The sequence below is a fragment of the Streptomyces sp. NPDC048417 genome, assembly GCF_040651615.1.
GTDB lineage: Bacteria > Actinomycetota > Actinomycetes > Streptomycetales > Streptomycetaceae > Streptomyces.
The window spans coordinates 52,537-72,529 of the sequence record NZ_JBEZKI010000019.1 but is presented as its reverse complement, the minus strand read 5'-3'; the positions used below and the strand labels follow the sequence as shown (position 1 = coordinate 72,529).

The following is a 19,993-nucleotide window of genomic DNA, read 5'->3' as shown; positions in this document are numbered from 1 at the left end:
GAACTTGTCCGGGAGTCTGCTCGATGCCGGCGCCGTGATCGGCTGCCCGCACGGCGGCCGGGTCACGGCCGCCACCACACCCTCCGGCGGCGTACGGCTCGCAGGCGCCGCCATCGCCACGGCCGCCCACAGCTATGTCGTCGCCGGCTGCCCCCACACCGTCGACGGGGTGCCCTCGCCGTGCGTCACGGTCCGCTGGACCGCCGACGGCACCGGCATCACGGTCGACGGCGCACCCGTCCTGCTCGACACTTCCGCGGCCCAGTGCTTCTCCGCGGCCTTCGTCCCGCAGGGACCCCCCGTGGTCGAGGCCGCACAGCGAAAGGTCACCGTCCGATGAGCCGCGAAACACGTCAACGCCCGCGCACCGACATCGCGTTCCCCTTCCGCGCGGACCGCCGGGGCCGTACCGCGCACGCCGCCCACGCCGAGCACGTCCACGACCTCGTCGAGCAGCTGCTGTTCACCAGCCCCGGCGAGCGCGTGATGCGCCCCGACTTCGGCTGCGGACTCCTCGACCTGGTCTTCGCCCCGAACAGCCCCGAACTGGTCAGCACCCTCGAACTGTCCGTGCAGGCCTCGCTCCAGCGCTGGCTCGGTGACCTCATCGACGTGGTGGCCCTCGACATCGAGAGCGACGACGCCGTCGTCCGCGTGCGTCTGTCGTACGTCGTCCGCACCACCGGCGCCGTCCGCGAGGACGTCTTCGAGGGGAGGGCCGCATGACCACCGCCACCCGGCGGGCGAAGGTACGCGCCGCCCAGCTCAACGGAGTCGACGCGGTCGAGGTCGGCGACGACGGCCTGCTGCTCACCGTCACCTTCCTCGGCAAGGCCCCGCACGGCCTCGGCCCCGAGAACGTCCGCATCGACGGCGGCCGCCGCATCACCGGCATCACCTGCGTCGACGTCAGCGTGGAACGCGAGGAGGACCCCGAGCTCGACGACCGGCTCTACGTCACCCTCGACAAGCCCGGCGACACCTCCCGCTACCGCCTCGCCCTCGTCGAGACCGACCCGTACGGCCGCCCCGGCACGGAACCCTTCCGTGGCTTCGACCAGCGCTACCACAGCGCCGGCTTCTCCTTCCGGCCGGACTGCCCGACCCCCTTCGACTGCCGGGACACCTCACGCGGGGAGCCGGACCTCCCGTCCGCTCCCGTCGTCGACTACACCGCCCGCGACTACGACACCATCCGCAAGCTGCTCCTGGACCGGCTCGCGCTCACCACCCCCGACTGGGTCGAGCGCAACCCCGCCGACCTGGGCATGACCCTCGTCGAACTGCTCGCCCACACCGGCGACCAGATCAGCTACCAGCAGGACGCGGTGGCCACCGAGGCCTATCTGGAGACCGCGCGCCGCCGGGTCTCGGTACGGCGGCACGTCAGGCTCATCGACTACGCGATGCACGACGGGTGCACGGCCCGGGCGTACGTCACCGTCCAGACCGCGGGCGACACCACCCTCGCCCCCGGCACCTTCCGCTTCGCCTCCGTCGACGTGCGCACCCTCGACCCGCACGACCGCCCCGAGCCCGGCACGGTGATCGACGAGACCGACCTCGGCGACCTGGACGAGCGCGGCTCGGTGGAGGTCTTCGAACCGGTCGTCGCCGCCGACCCGCTGGAGCTGCGCACAGCCCACAACGCGATCCGCCTGTGGACCTGGGGCGGCGAGGTGTGCGCGCTGCCCAAGGGCGCCACCGCCGCCACCCTGCGCGACGAGTGGCAGGACCCGGAGACCTGCCGGGAGCGTCGGCTCGCCCTGAATCCCGGTGACGTGATCGTCTTCGAGGAAGTGAAGGGACCGCGCACCGGCACCCCCGGCGACGCCGACCCCGGGCACCGGCAGGCGGTCCGCCTCACCGCTGTCACCCCGGGCATCGACCGCATCGAGGACCAGCCGGTCCTGGAGGTCGCCTGGGCCGCCGAGGACGCCCTCCGCTTCCCGCTCCGCCTGACCACCCGGGGCGGCCGGGACTGCCTGCCCGTCGACGACGTGACCCTGGCCCGCGGCAACGTCGTCCTCGTCGACCACGGCCGGTCCGGACTCCACGACACGGTCACCGTGCCTCCGGTACCCGCTGTCGTCGCCTCCTGCGACCCTCCGCCGGCCTCCGGCCGGGGGTACCCCCCTCCCGCTTCGCCCGCCTTCGGCTGCTACGACCGTGCGGAGGGCAACGCCCCCGCCCGGCTCGTCAACTCCCTCACGGACAAGGCGGAGAGCGGGGCGGCCCTGGCCCCCGACGACGTCCGGGAGCTGTTCCAGGTGGTCGGCGAGGCGGCGACGGTACGCGCCGGAATCGGCCTGGAGCGGGCCGGACAGCGGCACGAACATGTGGTGCCGGGGACGGCGTACGCCCAGGCCGCGGCCCTGCGCACGCTGCTCGCACAGTCCGTCTACCCGGGCATCGGGCACCGCTTCCGGCCCGTCCTCGGCCGGGCGCCGGTCGTGCAGGCGGTGGCCTTCCCCGACGCCCGGGTGGTCGCCGCGGGGCAGGCCGAGCGGATCGCCGGGATCCCGCACCGGGTACGGCAGCGGCTGGTCGAGCTGTGGCGCAGCGCCCGCGACCGGGACGGGCTCGGGGACGAGGAGATCGGCGAACTCGCCGTCGTCTTCGGCCTGAAGGTCCTGGAACGGTTCGAGCTGCGTGTCCATCCCGTCCGGGCGCTGCGCGAACTCCTGCACAGAAGCGACGAGTTGCTCGACGGCAAGCTCAGCCGGGTGGCCGTCCTCGCCGCCCGCGCCCGCGCCGGTACGGTCCTCGACCCGCACATCGCCTGGGAGATCGCCCACAGCTGGGGCCCGGCGTACGCGGCCGGACTCCATCCGGAGGAGCCGGTGCTGCGCGGCTCCGCCACGGCCGCGCTCGCCCAGGACCCGCGCCGCGCCCTGCCCGCCGTACGCATCGAGGACGGCGACCTGACCTGGGAGCCGCGCCGCGACCTGCTGCACAGCGCCCCGCGCGAGCGGCACTTCGCCGGCGAGCTGGAGGACGACGGCCGCCTCGCCCTGCGCTTCGGCGACGGCAGGCACGGAGCCCGGCCCACCCCGGGCACCCGGCTCACCCTGCACCACCGGCTCGGCGGCGGCATCGCGGGCAACGTCGGTGCCGAGGCCATCAACCACCTCGTCATCCAGGGCGACTGCGAGCAGCCGCCGGCCGCAGTCGTCCGTAACCCGCTGCCTGCCGTCGGCGGTACGGAGCCCGAACCCGTCGAGCAGGTACGCCAGTTGGCTCCGCTCGACCTGCGCCGCACCCGGCTGCGCGCCGTCACCGCCGAGGACTACGCGGCGCTCGCGAGCGAACTGCCCGGCGTACAGCGTGCCGCCGCCGAGATCCGCTGGACCGGCAGCGTCCAGGAGGCACACCTCGCGGTGGACGCGTACGGCAGCGCGCAGCCGTCGGCCGAACTGCTCGCGCAGGTCGAGCAGTCCCTCGATGTGTACCGGCGCATCGGCCACGACCTCGTGGTCGGCCCCGCCCGGCTGGTGCCGCTGGACATCGCACTGACCGTCTGCGCCCGGCCCGGCCACCAGCACGGGCAGATCCTCGCCGAGCTGTACCGCGCGCTGGGCAACGGCCGGGGCGGCTTCTTCCACCCCGACGCACTGACCTTCGGCGAGCCCGTGCGGCTCAGCCGCCTGGTCGCCGTCGCCGCGGCCGTACCCGGCGTGCAGAGCGTCCAGGTGACCAGGCTCCAGCGGCTGTTCGAACAGGACCGTGGAGAGAGGGAGGACGGCGTCCTGCGGCTCGGCCCGCTGGAGATCGCCACCTGCGACAACGACCCGGACCGGCCCGAGAACGGCCTGCTGGCGATATCCCTGGGAGGTACCCGATGAGCCAGGCGTGCTCCTGCGGCGGCGCGTGCGGCGGCCACGACGAGCGTCTCGCCCCCGCCCCGCCCCACAATCCTCCCGGGCGTACCGCCCTCGACTACCGCGTCGGCACCTACGGCTCCTTCCTCGCCGCCCTGCTCGACCGGCTCGCCTCACCCGCGTACCCGGCCCTGGAAGGGCTCACCGTCCGTACCCCGGACGACCCGGCGATCGGCCTGCTCGACGCCACCGCCGTCCTCGGTGACCTGCTCACCTTCCACTCGGAGCGGATCGCCGACGAGGCCTACCTCCGTACCGCCGTCGAGCACCGCTCGCTGGTCCTGCTCGGCAGGCTGGTGGGCCACCGCCCGCGCCCCGGGGTCGCCGCCGGCACTCATCTGGCATACAGCCTCGAACGCGATCCGCGCGCCGAGACCCTCGCCGTGCAGATCCCGCGCGGGGCGCGCGGCCAGAGCGTGCCCGCCTCCGCCGACGAGGAGTCCCTCACCTTCGAGACCAGCCGGGACCTCACGGCTCGCTGGGACTGGAACGAGCTGAAGGTCCGCAGGCGCCGCCCGTCGCTCATCACCCCGGACGACCTGGAGCGCCGCTCCGAACTCTTCGTCGAGGGCACGGCCAACTCCCTCCAGACCGGGGATCAGCTGCTGTTCGTGTTCGGGGAACAGGCGGGCGGCGAGCGGACGTTGCTGCCCGTCGCGGGCGTACGGATCGACCGGGACGACGACATCACGGCGATCACGCTGCCGAAGTCGGCGCCGGCCTCGCTGAAGGAACTGGTCGACGAGGTACGGCGGTGGATCGCCGAGCCTGCGGCGCCCGGTGAGCCGGGAGAGGAGCCGCCGACGCCTCAGGTGCCGGATCCGCGGCCGGTGAGCCGGTTGATCGAGGACTTCGACGACCAGGTGCTGGCGCCGCTGCGGACGGCTCTGGACGGGGTGAGGACTCCGGAGAGCCTTGCGGCCGTCCTGGCGGAGCCGGTGGCGCGTCTCGGCGAGGCGCAGGTGTTGGCCGAGCCGTGGCAGGACGTGTCCGCCTGGTTCGAGCGGCTTCAGGCAGTGATGGCTGAACTTGCCCAGCGGGCAATGGAGTTGGCCCCGGCGCAGAGTGACGAAGGTGGCGGGCCGGCCACGGCGCCGGCTGGGCCGGCCGCGTCCACGCTGCGGAGCCGCACATTGACCCGGCCCGCGCCGCCCCCAGGGGGCGCTTCCGGCGCCGCCTTCAACGCTCTGGCGGCCGTCCTCCCGGCTCTGCGTGCGCAGAGCCCCGCTCCACCCGCCGCCACCGTCCAGCGTCCCGGCACGGACACCGCCCGTCTCCTCGCCGCCCTCCACCCCTCCCTCGGCAGCCTCTACCCGGCCTGGCGCAAGGCGACGGCCGCCACCGGCGCCCCCCTACTCCTGCGCGCCCTGCTCGCCATGCGGGTCACCGCCGCCCCCTTCGGTGCCACCGCCCCGCTCAAGCCGGTCCAGGACGACAAGGGCCGGGTCATCCGCTCCGCGGACTGGCCGCTCACCGGGGCCGTGCTCGCCGGGATGCGGGTCGTTCTCGACACCGCGGGCAGGACGCCGGTCCGGGCGGAGTTCCAGTACGTCGAGGGCAACAGCTCCGACCAGCGGGCGGTGACGCTGCCCGTCACCCAGCAGGTCAACTTCGCGCTCGGCCCCGGCCAGGTCGAGCTGTCCACCCGCGACGGCGTCACCGCCGGCTTCAGCGCCGGGCTGCCGGAGCGCACGCTGCACGTATCCCCGCCGGACGACGACGGCCTGGTCCGCATCGGTGTCGACAACGGCACGGCCCAGGAGATCTCACTACGGCCGGGCGCCACCGAGCAGTTCACCCACGGCGAGTACGAGGTGAGCCTGCGCTACACGGTCGGCAGCGCCGAGCCCGGCATCGAGATCGTCATCGCCAGCAAGCCCGCCCCGGTCAACCGCAAGGTGCTCCAGCTGGACTCCGTGCACACGGGCATCACGGTCGGCAGCTGGGTCGCGGTCCAGCGCCCCGCGAAGGGCGCCCCGGACGGCATCCCCGGCGACGCCGGGCTCGCGTTCGTCACCACCCAGGTCGTGGCGGCGCGTACGGCGGCGTACTCCAACTACGGCATCACCGGCCGCGGCACCGAACTCACCCTCGCCGACCCGTGGCTGGACGAGTTCGACGTCCTGCTCTCGCACATCCGGGACACCACGGTCCACGCGGCGGGCGCACCGCTGAACCTCGCGGACGAACCGCTCGGCGAGGACGTGCACGGCAACCAGATCGAACTCGCCCAGCTGTACGACGGGTTGCGGCCGGGCCGCACGCTGATCGTCACCGGCGAGCGCACCGACATCCCGGGCACGACCGGCGTCACCGCCACCGAGGTGGTCACCATCGCCTCGGCCGACCCGGCCGTCGACCCGCAGCTGCCCGGCGACCACGTCCACACCCGCCTCACCCTCACCACCGACCTCGCTCACCGCTACCGCCGGGCGACCGTCCGCATCCTGGGCAACGTCGTCGAGGCCACCCACGGCGAGAGCCGCGAGGAGGCCATCGGCAGCGGCGACTCCGACCGCGTGAACCAGACCTTCGCGCTCTGGCAGTCCCCGCTGACCTGGCTCGCCGCCGACAACCCCCTCGGCGCCACACCGGTCCTGGAGATCCGGGTCGACGGCGTGCTCTGGCACGAGGTCGACAGCCTCGCCGGCCGCGGCCCGAACGAGCGGGTGTACATCACCGGCACCGCCTCCGACGGCCGTACGACGGTCACCTTCGGCGACGGCGTCCACGGCGCCCGGCTGCCGTCCGGCCACGAGAACGTGCACGCCCGCTACCGCTTCGGCACCGGCAGGGCGGCCGACGTCGCCGCCGACCGGATCACCCAGCCCCTCACCCGCCCACTCGGCGTCACCGCCGTCACCAACCCGCGCCCGGCGACCGGCGGCGCCGACGCGGACGGCCCCGGTCTGACCCGCCGTACCGTCCCGCTCGCCGTCTCGGCCCTGGACCGGCTGGTGTCCGAGGCCGACTACGAGGACTTCGCCCGCTCCCGCGCCGGCATCGGCCGGGCCGCCGCACGCGAACTCTTCGACGGACGGCGGCGCGTCCTGCACGTGACGGTGGCCGGCACCGACGACGTCCCCCTCGGCGAGGAGACCCTCCAGCCCCTGCGGGCCGCCCTGACGGAGTACGGCGACCCGAGCCTCCCCGTCCGCGTCGACGCACGCGAACTGGTGCTGTTGCTCGTCTCCGCCAGGGTGAAGGTCGCCCCCGACCACGCCTGGGAGTACGTCGAACCGCGGCTGCGCCAGGCACTGACCGCCCGACTCGGTTACGAGGGACGGGAACTGGCGCGCCCCGCCCGCCTCTCCGACCTCCTGGCCACCGCCCACACCGTGCCCGGCGTCGACTACGTGGACGTCGACGTCTTCACCGGCGTACCGGCCTCCGCGACCCCGGGCGAGGTCGCCGCGCTGCTCGCCGACCCCGGAGAGCCCAGGGCGAGCGTCCCGGCCCACCCCGCGGCCTACGGCGAGCAGATCCACACCGTCCGCGCCGCGCAGGGCGAGACGCTCTCCGAGGTCTGCCACCACTACGGCATTCCGCTCGCCCGACTGCTGCGCCTCAACCCCGACATCACCGACACCCGGCGCCTGGCCAAGGGCCGGTCGGTGTACGTCTTCCGCGGCATCCGCCCCGCTCAACTCGCCCTGCTCTCCGCGAAGGCGGCGGACACCCTCATCCTCACGGAGGTCAAGTGATGTCTGCGAACCCGGCGGATGTCCCGTTCGACACGGCCGCCCCGGCGACGTTCCGGGAGCCCGACGGCCTCGCCGCCCTGCTGCCCCGCTGGTACCTGCTGCGAGATGCCGAGGAGGGCGAGCCGCTCCGCGCGCTGCTCGCGGTGATCGCCGAGCAGCTCGACCTGGTCCGCGACGGCGTCGAGCAGAGCTACCAGGACCTGTTCGTGGAGACGGCGGCGCCCTGGGTGCTGCCGTACCTCGGCGACCTGGTCGGCTACCGCACCCTGCCCGGCTACGAACAGGTCCTCACCACCGGCCTGCACGACGGCGGCCGGGACGCCCTGGCCGAGGCGATCGCCCCGCGTGCCGACGTGGCGGCCACCGTCGCCAACCGCCGCCGCAAGGGCACCCTGCACCTGCTGGAGGAGATCTCCGAGCAGGTCGCCGGCTGGCCCGCACGGGCGGTGGAGCTGTCCCGGCTGGTCGCCCACAACCAGTCGGTGAAGCTCCACCGGGACACGGGCCGGGGCCGCCTGCCCGACCTCCGGGACGGCTCGGCGCTCGCCGTCCAGGGCGGCCCCTTCGACACCACGGCCCGCACCGCCGACGTCCGCCGCGCCAACTCCGGCAGGCGGCAGGGTGGTCGGACCCCGGCCGGAGTCGCCCTGTTCGTCTGGCGGCTCAAGGCGTACGCCCTCACGTCCTCCCCGGCGTACTGCGTCGACCGCGCCCGCAACCTCTACACCTTCTCGATCCTCGGCAACGACGGCCCCCTGGTCACCCGGCCGGTCCCGGAGCCGTCGCCCACCCACATCGCCACCGTCGACAACGTCCCCGCCTTCATCACCCGCCGCCTCCTCCACGACCGGCTGCCGGACTACTACGGTCCCGGCAAGAGCTTCGTGATCCGGCGCGACGGCGAGGACAGGCCCGTACCGCCGTCGGACATCGTGGTCGCCGACCTGTCCGACTGGCGCTACCGGCCCAGGCGTGGCCAGATCGCCGTCGACCCGGAGCTGGGGCGGATCGCCTTCGGGTCCCGTTCGGCGCCCCGGCAGGGCGTGTGGGTGGACTACCACTACGCGTACGGCGCCGACATGGGCGGCGGCGAGTACGAGCGGCACCGGGAGCCGCGCCCCGACGCGAAGACGTACCGGGTCGGCCCGGGACAGCCGTACCGGCAGATCATGGACGCCTACCGGGCCTGGCAGAGCGAACGCGGCCCCGGCCGGACCGGGGTCATCGAGATCACCCACAGCGGCGCCCACCAGGAGCAGCTGGACTTCGACCTCGACCCGGGCGACCGGCTGGAGGTGCGCGCCGCCGAGGGCACCCGGCCGGTGATCCGGCTCCTCGACTGGTACAGCAACCGGCCCGACGCCCTCAACATCCGTGCTGTGGACCCGGACTGCGCACCGCACGAGCGGCCGCGGATCGTCCTCGACGGGCTGCTCGTCGCCGGTCGCGGCATCAACGTCACCGGCCCGATGGGGGCCGTCGTCGTACGGCACTCCACCCTCGTGCCCGGCTGGTCCCTGGAGCCCGGCTGCGAGCCGCACTCGCCCGAGGAGCCCAGCATCGTCCTGGAGCGCACCACCGCCTGCCTCCAGGTCGAGCACAGCGTCCTCGGCACCATCGAGGTCATCGGCGACGAGGTGACCGAGGACCCCCTCGACATCCACCTCCGTGACAGCATCCTGGACGCCACCGGCCACGACCGCGAGGCCCTGTCCGCCCCGGACTGCCGGCACGCGCACGCCGTGCTCCACCTCCACCGGACGACCGTGATCGGCGAAGTCCACACGCACGCCGTCGAGATCGCCGAGAACTCGATCCTCACCGGGAAGCTGCACGTGGCCCGGCGCGGCATCGGCTGCCTGCGCTACTCGGCCGTCCCCGCCGGCTCACGCACCCCGCAGCGCCACCGCTGCACCGCCGTACGGCCGTTGTTCGCGTCGGTGCGCTACGGGACGCCCTGGTACGGGCAGCCGGCCGACGGCTGCCCCGAGGCGATCGGGCGCGGCGCGGACGACGGCGCCGAGCTGGGCGCCTTCCACGACCTGTACCGGCCGCAACGCGAGGACGGTCTGCGGGCGCGGCTCGCGGAGTACACGCCCGCGGACGCGGACGCCGGGATCTTCTACGTGACCTGAGCAGTGCCGCCGTACGCCCTACCCGCACTTTCCCGAACCAGGGGGACCCCCTTCATGCACGCTGATCTCTCCCGACTCACCTTCCGGCCGGAGCGGCACTACTCCGCGGTCATCGCCCAGCAGGGCCGCGTCCAGCTCGACGCCGACGCCAACGAGCAGACCGCCATCCAGCTGCACCGGGCCCGAGCCCTCGCGGCCGACCTGATCGGCCGCTACGGCGGCCCGCGCGACGCGGCGGGCTTCCGCATCGAGTACGTCGGCGGCAAGCACGACATCGACACCCTCTACATCCACGGGGGCCGTTACTACGTCGACGGCATCCTGGTCGACGCCGACCGGCCCGCGCCGGGAGTACCCGTTTTGGACGAGGACGCCGAGGAACAGGACACCGCGGCCCCGCCGGCGTACTGGACCTACTGGGACCAGCCCGACGCCTTCCGCGACCCGGAGCGGCCCGGCGACCGGCTGCCCTCGCCCGCCCAGTCGCCGTTCGTGGTCTATCTGGACGTGTGGGAGCGGGCGGTGAGCGCGGCCGAGGACCCGGCGCTGCGCGAGGTCGCCCTCGGCGCCGCCATGCCGGACACGGCGGCCCGGGTGAAGGTGGTCTGGCAGGTACTGCCGCTGTCCCTCGCGGAGCTGGCGATCGAGGACGCCGACCCGTCGAGGGAAGTGGTCCGCGCCGCCTTCGAGAGGTGGGCGCAGCGCCGGTCGCTGTCCGCCGCCCGGCTCGCCGCCCGCAGCGAGCGGCCCGACCACGCCGACGAGGACCCCTGTCTGGTCAGGCCCGACGCCCGCTACCGCGGCCCGGAGAACCAGCTCTACCGCGTCGAGGTGCACGCCGGCGGCGAGGCGAAGGACGCCACCTTCAAGTGGTCCCGGGAGAACGGGTCCGTGGTCTTCCCGGTCGACGAACTCGACGGCACCTGGGTGCAGTTGGCCTCTCTCGGCCAGGACGACAAGCTCGACCTCGACGTCGGCGACCACGTCGAGTTCACGGACACCGCGTACTCCTCGCGGCTGGAAGCCCTTCCGCTGCTGCGAGTCGAGGAGCTCGACCTGCCCGGCCGCCGGGTCCGCCTCTCCGCCGAGCCCGCCGCGGGTGTCGGGCGGCTGCCGGACCTCAACCCGTTCCTGCGGCGCTGGGACCACCGCGGGGGACCGAGGCACAAGGGGCGTGCGACCTCGCTGAAGGCCTGTGCCGTGCCGGTCACGGAAGGGGAGTGGCTGCCGCTGGAGGACGGGGTCGAGGTGTACTTCGCCAAGGGCGGCTCCTACCGCACCGGCGACCACTGGCTGATCCCCGCCCGCACCGCCACGGGCAGCGTCGAGTGGCCGACGGACCGGGCGCGCCGCCCGCTGCTCCAGGGCCCCGCCGGCATCACCCGGCACCTCGCCCCGCTCGCCCTGGTCAAGGGCGAGGAGAGCGCCGTCGACCTGCGGCTCGCCTTCGGGCCGCTGGCCAGCAGCATCCCGGCCGCGGACAGGGCGGCCCTGGCCGCGGAGGAGCGGGCGCGCCGCGAGGAGGTGGCGGCCGAGGACCCGTCCCACGGGAGGTCGCAGACCACCGCGGAAGCGGAAGCGGAAGTGCCGGTGGAGGGAGACAACTGATGGCCACCCCCATGAGCGGGTCCAAGCTCCTGGAGATCCTGCGCGCGGAGGGCCTCACGGTCCACGAGGTGCGCGACTGGCGTCACCACAACCGCAATACGAAGGGCCCCTGGGGCCCGGTGAACGGCGTGATGATCCACCACACCGTCACCTCGGGCACCGACAGCTCGGTGAACATCTGCTACAACGGCTACTCCGGGCTGCCGGGACCGCTGTGCCACGGCGTCATCGACAAGCAGGGCCATGTCCACCTCGTGGGCAACGGCCGCGCGAACCACGCCGGGTTGGGTGACAGCGATGTGCTGCGGGCGGTGGTCGACGAGACGAAACTGCCGCACGACAACGAGGCCGACACCGACGGCAACCGGCACTTCTACGGCTTCGAGTGCATCAACCTCGGTGACGGCAAGGATCCTTGGCCCGAGGCGCAGAAGGAGGCCATCGAGAAGGTGTCGGCGGCGATCTGCCGGCACCACGGCTGGAGCGAGCGGTCCGTCATCGGCCACAAGGAGTGGCAGCCGGGCAAGCAGGACCCGCGCGGCTTCACCATGGACGGGATGCGCAAGCGGATCGCCGAGCGGCTGGCCGGGAAGGGCGGCTCAGGCACGAAGGACCCGGACCCGAAGCCGCCGTCCAAGCCCCGGTACGCGCCCTTCCCGGGCAGCGGCTTCTTCCACGTCGGCCAGAAGTCCCCGCTCGTCACCGCGATGGGCAGGCGCCTGATCGCCGAGGGCTGCGGCCGCTACGAGGAGGGCCCGAGCCCCGAGTGGACCGACGCCGACCGCAAGTCGTACCAGGCCTGGCAGCACAAGCTCGGCTTCAAGGGCAAGGACGCCGACGGCATCCCCGGCCGGACCAGCTGGGAGAAGCTGAAGGTGCCGGCGAGCTGACCCCGGCCGCGGCCGGCCCGCCTACGCCGACTCGGCGTTGGTGGGCGGCTGCGCCGGACGCGTCGGCACGGCCGGCACGGGCAGCGCGGGCAGCGCCGTGCGGTTCACCCAGGCGTCGAGGAGACCGTCCAGCGGCTCGTCCGCGAACCGGTTGACATGCGCCGTGAACATCGGGGTCGTCACGGCCCCGCCCCGGTGCAGCCCCGCCCACGCCCGCAGCATGTGGAAGAACCGCTCGTCGCCGAGGGCACAGCGGATCGCATGGATCGTGACCCCGCCGCGCTCGTAGAGCCGGTCGTCGAACATCGCCTTGCGGCCCGGGTTGGCGATCCGGATGTCCTGCGGCAGCCCGGACAGCAACCGGTGTGCGACGGCCGCCAGTTGCTGGGCGCTGCGGCCACCGGACCGCTCCGACCACAGCCACTCCGCGTACTTGGCGAGTCCCTCGTTCAGCCAGATGTGCCGCCAGTCGGCGATGGACACGCTGTTGCCGAACCACTGGTGCGCCAGCTCGTGCGCCACCAGCCGCTCCGAACCCCGCGCCCCGTCCACGTGGTTGATGCCGAACAGCGACAACCCCTGGGCCTCGACGGGGACATCGAACTCCTCGTCGGTGACGACGACGGCGTACTCCTCGAACGGGTAGGGGCCGAAGAGCCGTTGGAACAGGTCCATCATCGCCGGCTGGCGCGCGAAGTCTCGGGAGAACTCCGGGAGCAGCTGCGCGGGTATGTGCCCGTGCATCGGAATCCCGCCGAAGCCGGGGTCGCCCAGCAGCACCGTCTGGAACTTGCCGATCGCGAGGCCCACCAGATAGCTGGACGTCGGAGCCGCCTGCTCGTACACCCAGGTCGTCGTGGACGCCTTCGTGGTCCGGGTCAGCAGCCGGCCGCCGGCCACCACCGAGTAGGCGGACGGGCAGGTCACCGAGATCAGGTAGGACGCCTTGTCGGCCGGCCGGTCGTTGCACGGGAACCAGGAGGGCGCGCCGACCGGCTGGCTCGCCACCAGCGCGCCGTCCGTCAGCTCCTCCCAGCCGATCCCGCCCCACGGGCTGTTCACCGGCCTGGGGTTGCCCGACCAGTGGATCTCCACGGTGAAGGCGGCCCCGGCCCGCAGCGGCTTGTTGGGCTTCACCCGCAGCCTGCCGCCCCGGTGCGTCCAGTGCGGCTGGCGGCCGTCCACCCGGATCCGGCCGATCTTGAAGTCGGCCAGGTTCAGCTGGAACTCGGGCAGGGCCGCCCGGCCCGCTATGGCGTTGATCCGGACCGAGCCGGACAGTCGGTTGGGGCCGGGCCGGTAGTCCAGCGTGAGCTCATAGCGATGCACCCGGTACCGGGGATCGCCGTTGTCCGGGAAGTACGGGTCCGGACCCGCTGACTGCTGCACTGCCACTTCCGCGTTCGCTCCCTGCGCTGTGCTCGAACCGTCTCTCGGTGCACCGATGCCCGCGGCCACCGAACGGCCCGCGCTCAGGGACGCCATGCCTCGATCGGGTTGCCGAGCCAGCGGGTGTCGTCGGGAACCGACTCCGCCGCCATGACGAGCGACGCGGGACCCAGGGTGGTACGGGCCCCGATCGTGCTGCCGGGCAGCACGATCCCGCCAGGGCCCAGTGTGGCGCCCTCACGGAGAACCACAGTATCCGTCCGCAAGATCCGGTCGTGGAAGAGGTGAGTCTGCAGGACACAGCCGCGGTTCACGGTGGCCGCGTCCTCCAGTGTGACCAGATCCGTCTCCGGCAGCCAGTAGCTCTCCACCCAGACGCCCTTGCCGATGCCCGCGCCGAGGCCGCGCAGCCAGGCCGTCATCAAAGGAGTTCCCGGAACCGAGCCGGCCAGCCACGGCACCGCCAGCACCTCGACGAAGGTGTCCGCCAGCTCGTTGCGCCACACGAACGAACTCCACAACGGGTGCTCCCCGCTGCGGTGCCGCCCGACCAGCAGCCACTTGGCCAGCACCGACACCAGGCCCGCGACGGCACCGGCGGCGAGCAGCACCAGCCCCGACAGCACCGGCGCCCAGCCGCCCAGCGCACACAGCGCGGCGACCGTCAGCCCGGCCAGCGCCACCGAACACAGCACCGGCACGATCCTGCACAGCTCCACCAGAGCGCGCGCCCACAGCAGCCGCGCGGGCGGCTCATAGGTCCGGCTCTGGTCACCGTCCGACGCGCTGCGCGGCAGCTTCACTGGCGGCAGCCCCAGGTACGACGTGCCCTTCTTCGCCTTCTTCGGCGTCGCCGACAGCACACCCACCAGACCGCCGTCCGGCACACTGCGGCCCGGCGCGGTCATCCCGGAGTTCCCGAGGAACGCCCGCCGCCCGATCTCCGCGCGCCCGATCCGCACATAGCCGCCACCGAGCTCGTACGGCGCGGTCAGCGTGTCGTCGGCCAGGAACGCGCCCTCGCCGACCGTCGTCAGGCTCGGCAGCGCGAGCACGGTCGACACCTCGGCACCGCGCCCGATCCGCATCCCGAGCAGCCGCAGCCACACGGGCGTGACCAGACCGGCGTACAGCGGGAACAGGGTGTCCCGGGAGCGGTCCATCAGCTGGGAGACCGTCCAGGCCTGCCAGCCGATCCGGCTGTGCGTCGGATGCGTGCCGACCCGCAGGCCCAGGCTGAGCAGCCGTACGGCGACCAGGATCAGCAGCGCGTACACGAGCCCGAAGGCCAGGGTGGCCGGCACCAGGGCGACCGCCGCGCCCCGCAGGGCCTCGGCCAGGCCGTCCCCGGGAGCCACGAGACGCCCGGCGACCAGCAGCGCGGCGGCCCCCGCCAGCACGGGCAGCGCGCTGAGCCCGACGCCTGTCAGGCCGTACATCACCCGCCAGTAGGTGCCGCGCTGCGGCCGGTGCTTGGGCCAGTTCCGCTTGGCCTTGCCCAGCTTGACCGCCGGGGCGCCGGCCCAGCGCTGGCCGGTCGGGATCTGCCCGGTGACCGCCGAGCCGGGGGCCACCTCGGCGCGCTTGCCGACGCGGGCGCCCGGGAAGAGGATGCCGCGCGTCCCGACGACCGCGTGGGCGCCGATCCGGACCGGGCCGATCACCAGCCGGTCGCCGTCCAGCCAGTGGCCGGACAGGTCCACCTCGGACTCCACGGCCGCGCCGCGCCCCACCCTGAGCAGGCCGGTGACCGGCGGCAGCGAGTGCAGGTCCACCTCGGGACCGATCTTGGCGCCCAGCGCCCGCGCGTACCGCTCCAGCCAGGACCCGGTCAGCGCGGTCGCCCCGGTGAACTCGGCCAGCCGCTCCGCCGTCCACAGCCGCAGATGCACGGAGCCACCGCGCGGGTACCGGCCGGGCTTCACACCCCGCAGCAGCAGCCGCGCGCCACCGGCGGCGATCGCGATCCGGCCGGGCGGGGTGTACAGGACCAGGGCCCCGACGGCCACCAGCCACCAGGGCGCGGTGGGCAGCCAGCCGTAGCCGCTCAGCACGTTGCCGAGCGCGGCCAGGACGACCGTCCAGCGCAGTCCGAGCAGGGTGAACAGCGGGAGCAGCACCATGAGCTGCACCAGCTGGGCGGCGTGCGGCACCGGAGCGATCGTCCGCGGCGTGCTGTCGTCCTGCGCGGACTCCTCCAGGTGGCGGGCCAGCGTGCGCAGCACCGGCTGCTGGTAGATGTCGAGGACGGCCGCGCTCGGGTAGCGGGTGCGCAGCCGGGTGGTGAGCTGGGCGGCGGACAGGCTGCCGCCGCCGATCGCGAAGAAGTCGTCGGAGGCGCCGGCCACCGGGATGCCGAGGACCTCGGTCCACTGCTCGGCGAGCCAGGCCTCGGTGCCGTACAGCTGCTCGGCCTTGCCGGCCGTCTCCAGGCCCTCCAGGGGCCAGGGCAGCGCGTTGCGGTCGACCTTGCCGGAGGTGCGGGTGGGCAGCTCCCCGACGGGCGCGAGCAGCGGGACGAGGGCCGCGGGCAACTCGGCACGCAGCTTCTCGACGGCGGTCGCCTGGTCCCAGCCGTCCTGGGTGACCACATAGCCGACGAGCAGCTGGTTGCCGCTGCGGGCGGTGCGTACGGCCGCCGCGGCGCCCGCGACGCCGGGCAGCGCCTGGAGGGCCGCGTCGACCTCGCCGAGTTCGATCCGGCGACCGCCGAGCTTGATCTGCTCGTCCGCGCGCCCGAGGAACACCAGCCCCTCGCGGTCGGCGCGCACCAGGTCACCGCTGCGGTACGCCCGCTCCCAGCCCAGGGACTGAAGCGGCGCGTACTTCTCCGCGTCCTTCTCGGCGTCGAGGTAGCGGGCCAGACCGGCCCCGCCGATCACCAGCTGGCCGCTCTCGCCCATGGCCACGGGCACGCCCGCGTCGTCCACGACGGCGAGCTCCCAGCCGTTCAGCGGCAGCCCGATACGGATCGGCTCCTCGCCGGTCATCAGGGCGGCACAGGCCACGACGGTGGCCTCGGTGGGCCCGTAGGTGTTCCAGACCTCGCGGCCCTCGGTGACCAGCCGCTGCGCCAGCTCGGGCGGGCAGGCCTCGCCGCCGAAGATCAGCAGGCGGACGTCGTTGAGCGTCTCGGGCTCCCAGAGCGCGGCCAGGGTCGGCACGGTCGAGACGACGGTGATCTCCTGCTCGACCAGCCAGGGGCCGAGATCGGCGCCGCTGCGGACCTGGGAGCGGGGTACGGGGACCAGGCAGGCGCCGTAGCGCCAGGCCAGCCACATCTCCTCGCAGGAGGCGTCGAAGGCCACCGACAGGCCCGCCATGACCCGGTCGCCGGGTCCGATCGGCTCCTCGGTGAGGAAGAGGGCGGCCTCGGCGTCCACGAAGGCGGCGGCGCTGCGGTGGGTGACGGCGACGCCCTTGGGCTTGCCGGTGGAACCGGAGGTGAAGATGATCCAGGCGTCGTGCTCGACGCCGGGCCGCCGGGCGGCGTTGCCCGCCTCGGGGTTCCGTACGTCGATCGCCGGCCCGGCGCCGAGAACGGCCGCGACCGCGGCCTCCCCGAACACCAGCGCGGCCCGCTCGTCCGGGTCCTCGGCGTCGACGGGTACATAGGCGGCACCGGCCGCGAGCACGCCGAGCACGGCGATGTACAGATCGTTGGTCCCGGACGGCACCCGCACGCCCACGCGGTCGCCGAGCCCGACCCCGGCCTCGTGGAGCCGTCGCCGCAGCCGCTCGACCTCGACCGCGAGTGCGCGGTAGGTGAGCTGGGCGGTACCGTCGTCCAGTGCGGGCTCGTCGGGGTGTGCCCGTACCGTCGCTTCGAACACGTCCACGAGCGTGCGCGGCGACGCCGCGGCTCCCGCCGAGAATCGTGCCGTGTTCCCGAACTCCTCGCGGATCTCTTCGTCGAGCAAGCCGAGAGCACTGCTCTCGCCAATCGCTGCCATCCGGTCCTCGCGTCTCGTTCCCGGAACCTCCGGGGCGCCGGCGGGTCCTCAGGTCTGCCTGGGGTTGTCCGGCTCCGGCTGGGTAACAAGCCGGAAATATTAGTACGACGCTAGGCTCCCGTTCATCGTGTGGCCACTGGAAAGTGGCCGTTCGGGGCGGTCTGTTGAATCTTGAGTCAGCTCTGACCAGGCCTTCTCCGGACGTGACGAGAGATGAGACACACAGCGTGAGCCGGGTCAACACAGCGTAAGAAGGGCCAACAGCGCGCGAGGCGGGCCGACTCCACAGGCTCGACCGCGCACACGACGACGGCCGGCGCCGCGGCGGGGAGGGGAGTTCGCCGCGGAACCGGCTGTCGCCGTGGGGGGCGGTGTGGATCGGACGGTACGGTGCGGGCGGCGCGGTTCAGACGGCGCTGTTCAAGCGGCGGTGACCTCGGCCCAGATGGACTTGCCCCAGGGCAGATTGCCCACGCCCCAGCGGCCGGAGCACAGCGCGTCCAGGATCAGCAGACCGCGTCCGCGGTCGCGTTCGACGGAGATGGGCCGTAGCCGGGGGTGGTGGTTCAGCGGATCGTGCACCTCCACCCGGGTCCGGGAGCCGTCGGTGTCGATGAGGAGACGGACCGGGTCGTCCGGGTCGGTCTCGTACCGCAGGGAGTTGGTGACCAGCTCGCAGGTGACCAGCGCGACGGCCTCGATGTGGTCCCGGGAGGCATCCGGTGTGTGATGGGTGATGAAGTCGCTCACGAACATCCGTGCCGCCCTGGCGGACTGAGGCTCGCTGGCCAGTAACAGGACGGGCGGCGGGGCGACTTGCAGTGCACGGGTTTCGGTCGTGGTGCTCCGCTGGCGTTCGATCATGTAGATCCCCTCACGGGCATGTCCCAACGCAGGCACGGTGGTTCGCCATGCGAGTGCGGTCACTTTCGTATTTCCCGGATTCATGGTGCCTTCACGACACAGTCAACCGCAATACGTTCCACGTGATGTGAAAAATTGCGCACCTCTGCGGGAGAGTTGCGGCACAAGCTGCGAGCCGGTGGCGAGGGTGGGGGTGGCACGGCAGACTGTCGGGCAGTTCACCGGACAGAAGGGGGAATCCGTGAGCACGCCCACGGTGCGCCGGCGACGACTCGGTGCGAAGTTGCGCGAACTGCGCGGCGAACTCACCCTCGACGAGGTCGCGGAGCACTCCGAAGGCGCGTTCGTCTCCTCGAAGCTGTCCCGGATGGAGACCGGCAAGACCGCCCCCAAGGCAGCGGACATCCAGGCGCTGCTCGACCTGTACACCGCACTCGGCCGCGACGTGAGCGACGAACTGCGCGCGGCCCTGATCACACTCACCAAGGAAGGCGGCCGCCGCGACTGGTGGCACTCGTACCGGGGTGTCCTCACACCGGTGTACGAGGACCTGATCAGTCTGGAGGCCGAGGCGGAGACGGTGTCCACCTGGCAGTTGGGGATGATCCCCGGACTGCTCCAGACCGCCGAGTACGCCCGCGAGATCATCCGGGCGACCGCCATGTCCGAGGCGGTCGAGGCGCGGGTCGACGCACTGGTCGAGGTACGGCTGGCACGCCAGGCCGTCCTCACCCGGGACAGCGACCCGCTGGCGCTCTGGGCGATCATCTCCGAACAGGCCCTGCGCTGCACCACCGAGGATCCCGCCCTGATGTACGAGCAGTTGGGGCGCCTGCTTACGATGGGGCGGCGTCCGAACATCAACATCCAGGTGTTGCGCTCGGACGCCCCCCTCCACGCCGGGCTGACCGGCACCTTCAGCATCCTGGGCTTCGGTCCGCACACGGACCTGGACGTCGTCCACCAGGAAGGGCTGACCTCCGCCCTGTACATCGAGGAACGTGATCGGGTCTCCACGCACCGGGCCGCGTGGCAACGCCTCACGTCTGCCGCCGAGTCCGTCGAGGCGTCGGTGGAACTGATCACCCAGATAAGGAAGAACGAATAGCGAATGAAGCACGTTGACGACGCGTCGACTCTGCCGGTGACCTGGTGGAAGTCCTCGGCGTCCGCATCACAGTCCGACTGCGTGGAATGCGGGATCGTCGACGGGGCGACGGTCGCCGTCCGCGACAGCAAGCGGCCCCACGGGCCCGCGCTGCTGCTGGGGCGAGCGGCACTCTCCGCGTTCACCTCGGCCGTGCCCCTCGGGAACCCCGGGAACGGCCGAATAGGCCGCCTCGGCTGACCCGCACACCGCCCCGAAAACCAAGAAACCCCTGCTCAGCAGGGGTTTCTTCGTGGTGTCCGAGGGGGGACTTGAACCCCCACGCCCGATAAAGGGCACTAGCACCTCAAGCTAGCGCGTCTGCCATTCCGCCACCCGGACAAGGTGTCTGTCGTGCGGGGTTGCCCTCGCGGCGACGGAGGAAACATTACCAGGCTTTCGGAGGTGGCCGATCACACCCT

General features: G+C 72.9%; 12 protein-coding genes and 1 tRNA gene. 9 read left to right on the top strand and 4 right to left on the bottom strand.

The window, feature by feature from the left end; all coding sequences use genetic code 11:
- Positions 1-4 precede the first annotated feature (4 nt).
- The 7 genes from AB0D59_RS28540 to AB0D59_RS28510 are packed head-to-tail and all read left to right on the top strand — an operon-like array spanning position 5 to position 12,218.
- The gene (locus tag AB0D59_RS28540) at positions 5-340 is read left to right on the top strand and encodes a hypothetical protein (protein ID WP_362571097.1); all 336 of its coding nucleotides are present in this window, start codon (positions 5-7) and stop codon (positions 338-340) included.
- Complete coding sequence (locus tag AB0D59_RS28535) at positions 337-726, top strand: GPW/gp25 family protein (protein ID WP_362571094.1); 390 nt, start codon at positions 337-339, stop codon at positions 724-726. Before AB0D59_RS28540 ends, AB0D59_RS28535 begins: the two co-directional genes overlap by 4 nt.
- Positions 723-3,845, top strand: coding sequence for a putative baseplate assembly protein (locus AB0D59_RS28530; RefSeq protein ID WP_362571091.1), 3,123 nt, complete (start codon positions 723-725; stop codon positions 3,843-3,845). Before AB0D59_RS28535 ends, AB0D59_RS28530 begins: the two co-directional genes overlap by 4 nt.
- Positions 3,842-7,585: a putative baseplate assembly protein gene (locus AB0D59_RS28525; protein WP_362571088.1), complete on the top strand. Its 3,744-nt coding sequence runs from the start codon at positions 3,842-3,844 to the stop codon at positions 7,583-7,585. The genes AB0D59_RS28530 and AB0D59_RS28525 overlap by 4 nt, the downstream gene beginning before the upstream one ends.
- Entirely contained in the window at positions 7,585-9,720 is a 2,136-nt protein-coding gene (locus AB0D59_RS28520) for a hypothetical protein (RefSeq protein WP_362571085.1), read from the top strand. The genes AB0D59_RS28525 and AB0D59_RS28520 overlap by 1 nt, the downstream gene beginning before the upstream one ends.
- Before the next feature lie 54 nt (positions 9,721-9,774).
- The gene (locus AB0D59_RS28515; RefSeq protein ID WP_362571082.1) at positions 9,775-11,328 is read left to right on the top strand and encodes a DUF6519 domain-containing protein; all 1,554 of its coding nucleotides are present in this window, start codon (positions 9,775-9,777) and stop codon (positions 11,326-11,328) included.
- Positions 11,328-12,218, top strand: a complete 891-nt coding sequence (locus AB0D59_RS28510) for a peptidoglycan-binding protein (RefSeq protein ID WP_362571079.1) — start codon at positions 11,328-11,330, stop codon at positions 12,216-12,218. The genes AB0D59_RS28515 and AB0D59_RS28510 overlap by 1 nt, the downstream gene beginning before the upstream one ends.
- 21 nt (positions 12,219-12,239) lie before the next feature.
- On the opposite strand, the gene AB0D59_RS28505 is transcribed toward AB0D59_RS28510, so the two are convergent.
- The 3 genes from AB0D59_RS28505 to AB0D59_RS28495 form a co-directional block, all read right to left on the bottom strand.
- Entirely contained in the window at positions 12,240-13,613 is a 1,374-nt protein-coding gene (locus tag AB0D59_RS28505) for a M1 family metallopeptidase (RefSeq protein ID WP_362571076.1), read from the bottom strand.
- Positions 13,614-13,690: 77 nt separating this feature from the next.
- The gene (locus AB0D59_RS28500; RefSeq protein WP_362571073.1) at positions 13,691-17,560 is read right to left on the bottom strand and encodes a Pls/PosA family non-ribosomal peptide synthetase; all 3,870 of its coding nucleotides are present in this window, start codon (positions 17,558-17,560) and stop codon (positions 13,691-13,693) included.
- Positions 17,561-17,980: 420 nt separating this feature from the next.
- Positions 17,981-18,424, bottom strand: coding sequence for an ATP-binding protein (locus AB0D59_RS28495; RefSeq protein WP_362571070.1), 444 nt, complete (start codon positions 18,422-18,424; stop codon positions 17,981-17,983).
- 241 nt (positions 18,425-18,665) lie between these two features.
- Between AB0D59_RS28495 and AB0D59_RS28490 the strand changes: the two genes are divergently transcribed.
- Positions 18,666-19,532 carry a helix-turn-helix transcriptional regulator gene (locus tag AB0D59_RS28490; RefSeq protein ID WP_352220058.1) on the top strand — a complete coding sequence of 289 codons (867 nt, stop codon included), beginning with the start codon at positions 18,666-18,668 and terminating at the stop codon, positions 19,530-19,532.
- A gap of 3 nt (positions 19,533-19,535) precedes the next feature.
- Positions 19,536-19,772: a DUF397 domain-containing protein gene (locus AB0D59_RS28485; RefSeq protein ID WP_362571067.1), complete on the top strand. Its 237-nt coding sequence runs from the start codon at positions 19,536-19,538 to the stop codon at positions 19,770-19,772.
- Between the two features lie 53 nt (positions 19,773-19,825).
- Here AB0D59_RS28485 and AB0D59_RS28480 read toward each other — a convergent pair.
- A tRNA-Leu gene (locus tag AB0D59_RS28480) sits at positions 19,826-19,913 on the bottom strand.
- Between the last annotated feature and the right edge of the window lie 80 nt (positions 19,914-19,993).

Excerpts from the sequence above, each read along its gene's own strand:
- AB0D59_RS28520 (WP_362571085.1), top strand. The coding sequence starts at position 7,585 with ATGTCTGCGAACCCGGCGGATGTCCCGTTCGACACGGCCGCCCCGGCG.
- AB0D59_RS28500 (WP_362571073.1), bottom strand. The coding sequence starts at position 17,560 with ATGGCAGCGATTGGCGAGAGCAGTGCTCTCGGCTTGCTCGACGAAGAG.
- AB0D59_RS28525 (WP_362571088.1), top strand. The coding sequence starts at position 3,842 with ATGAGCCAGGCGTGCTCCTGCGGCGGCGCGTGCGGCGGCCACGACGAG.
- AB0D59_RS28530 (WP_362571091.1), top strand. The coding sequence starts at position 723 with ATGACCACCGCCACCCGGCGGGCGAAGGTACGCGCCGCCCAGCTCAAC.
- AB0D59_RS28495 (WP_362571070.1), bottom strand. The coding sequence starts at position 18,424 with ATGATCGAACGCCAGCGGAGCACCACGACCGAAACCCGTGCACTGCAA.
- AB0D59_RS28535 (WP_362571094.1), top strand. The coding sequence starts at position 337 with ATGAGCCGCGAAACACGTCAACGCCCGCGCACCGACATCGCGTTCCCC.
- AB0D59_RS28510 (WP_362571079.1), top strand. The coding sequence starts at position 11,328 with ATGGCCACCCCCATGAGCGGGTCCAAGCTCCTGGAGATCCTGCGCGCG.
- AB0D59_RS28515 (WP_362571082.1), top strand. The coding sequence starts at position 9,775 with ATGCACGCTGATCTCTCCCGACTCACCTTCCGGCCGGAGCGGCACTAC.
- AB0D59_RS28485 (WP_362571067.1), top strand. The coding sequence starts at position 19,536 with ATGAAGCACGTTGACGACGCGTCGACTCTGCCGGTGACCTGGTGGAAG.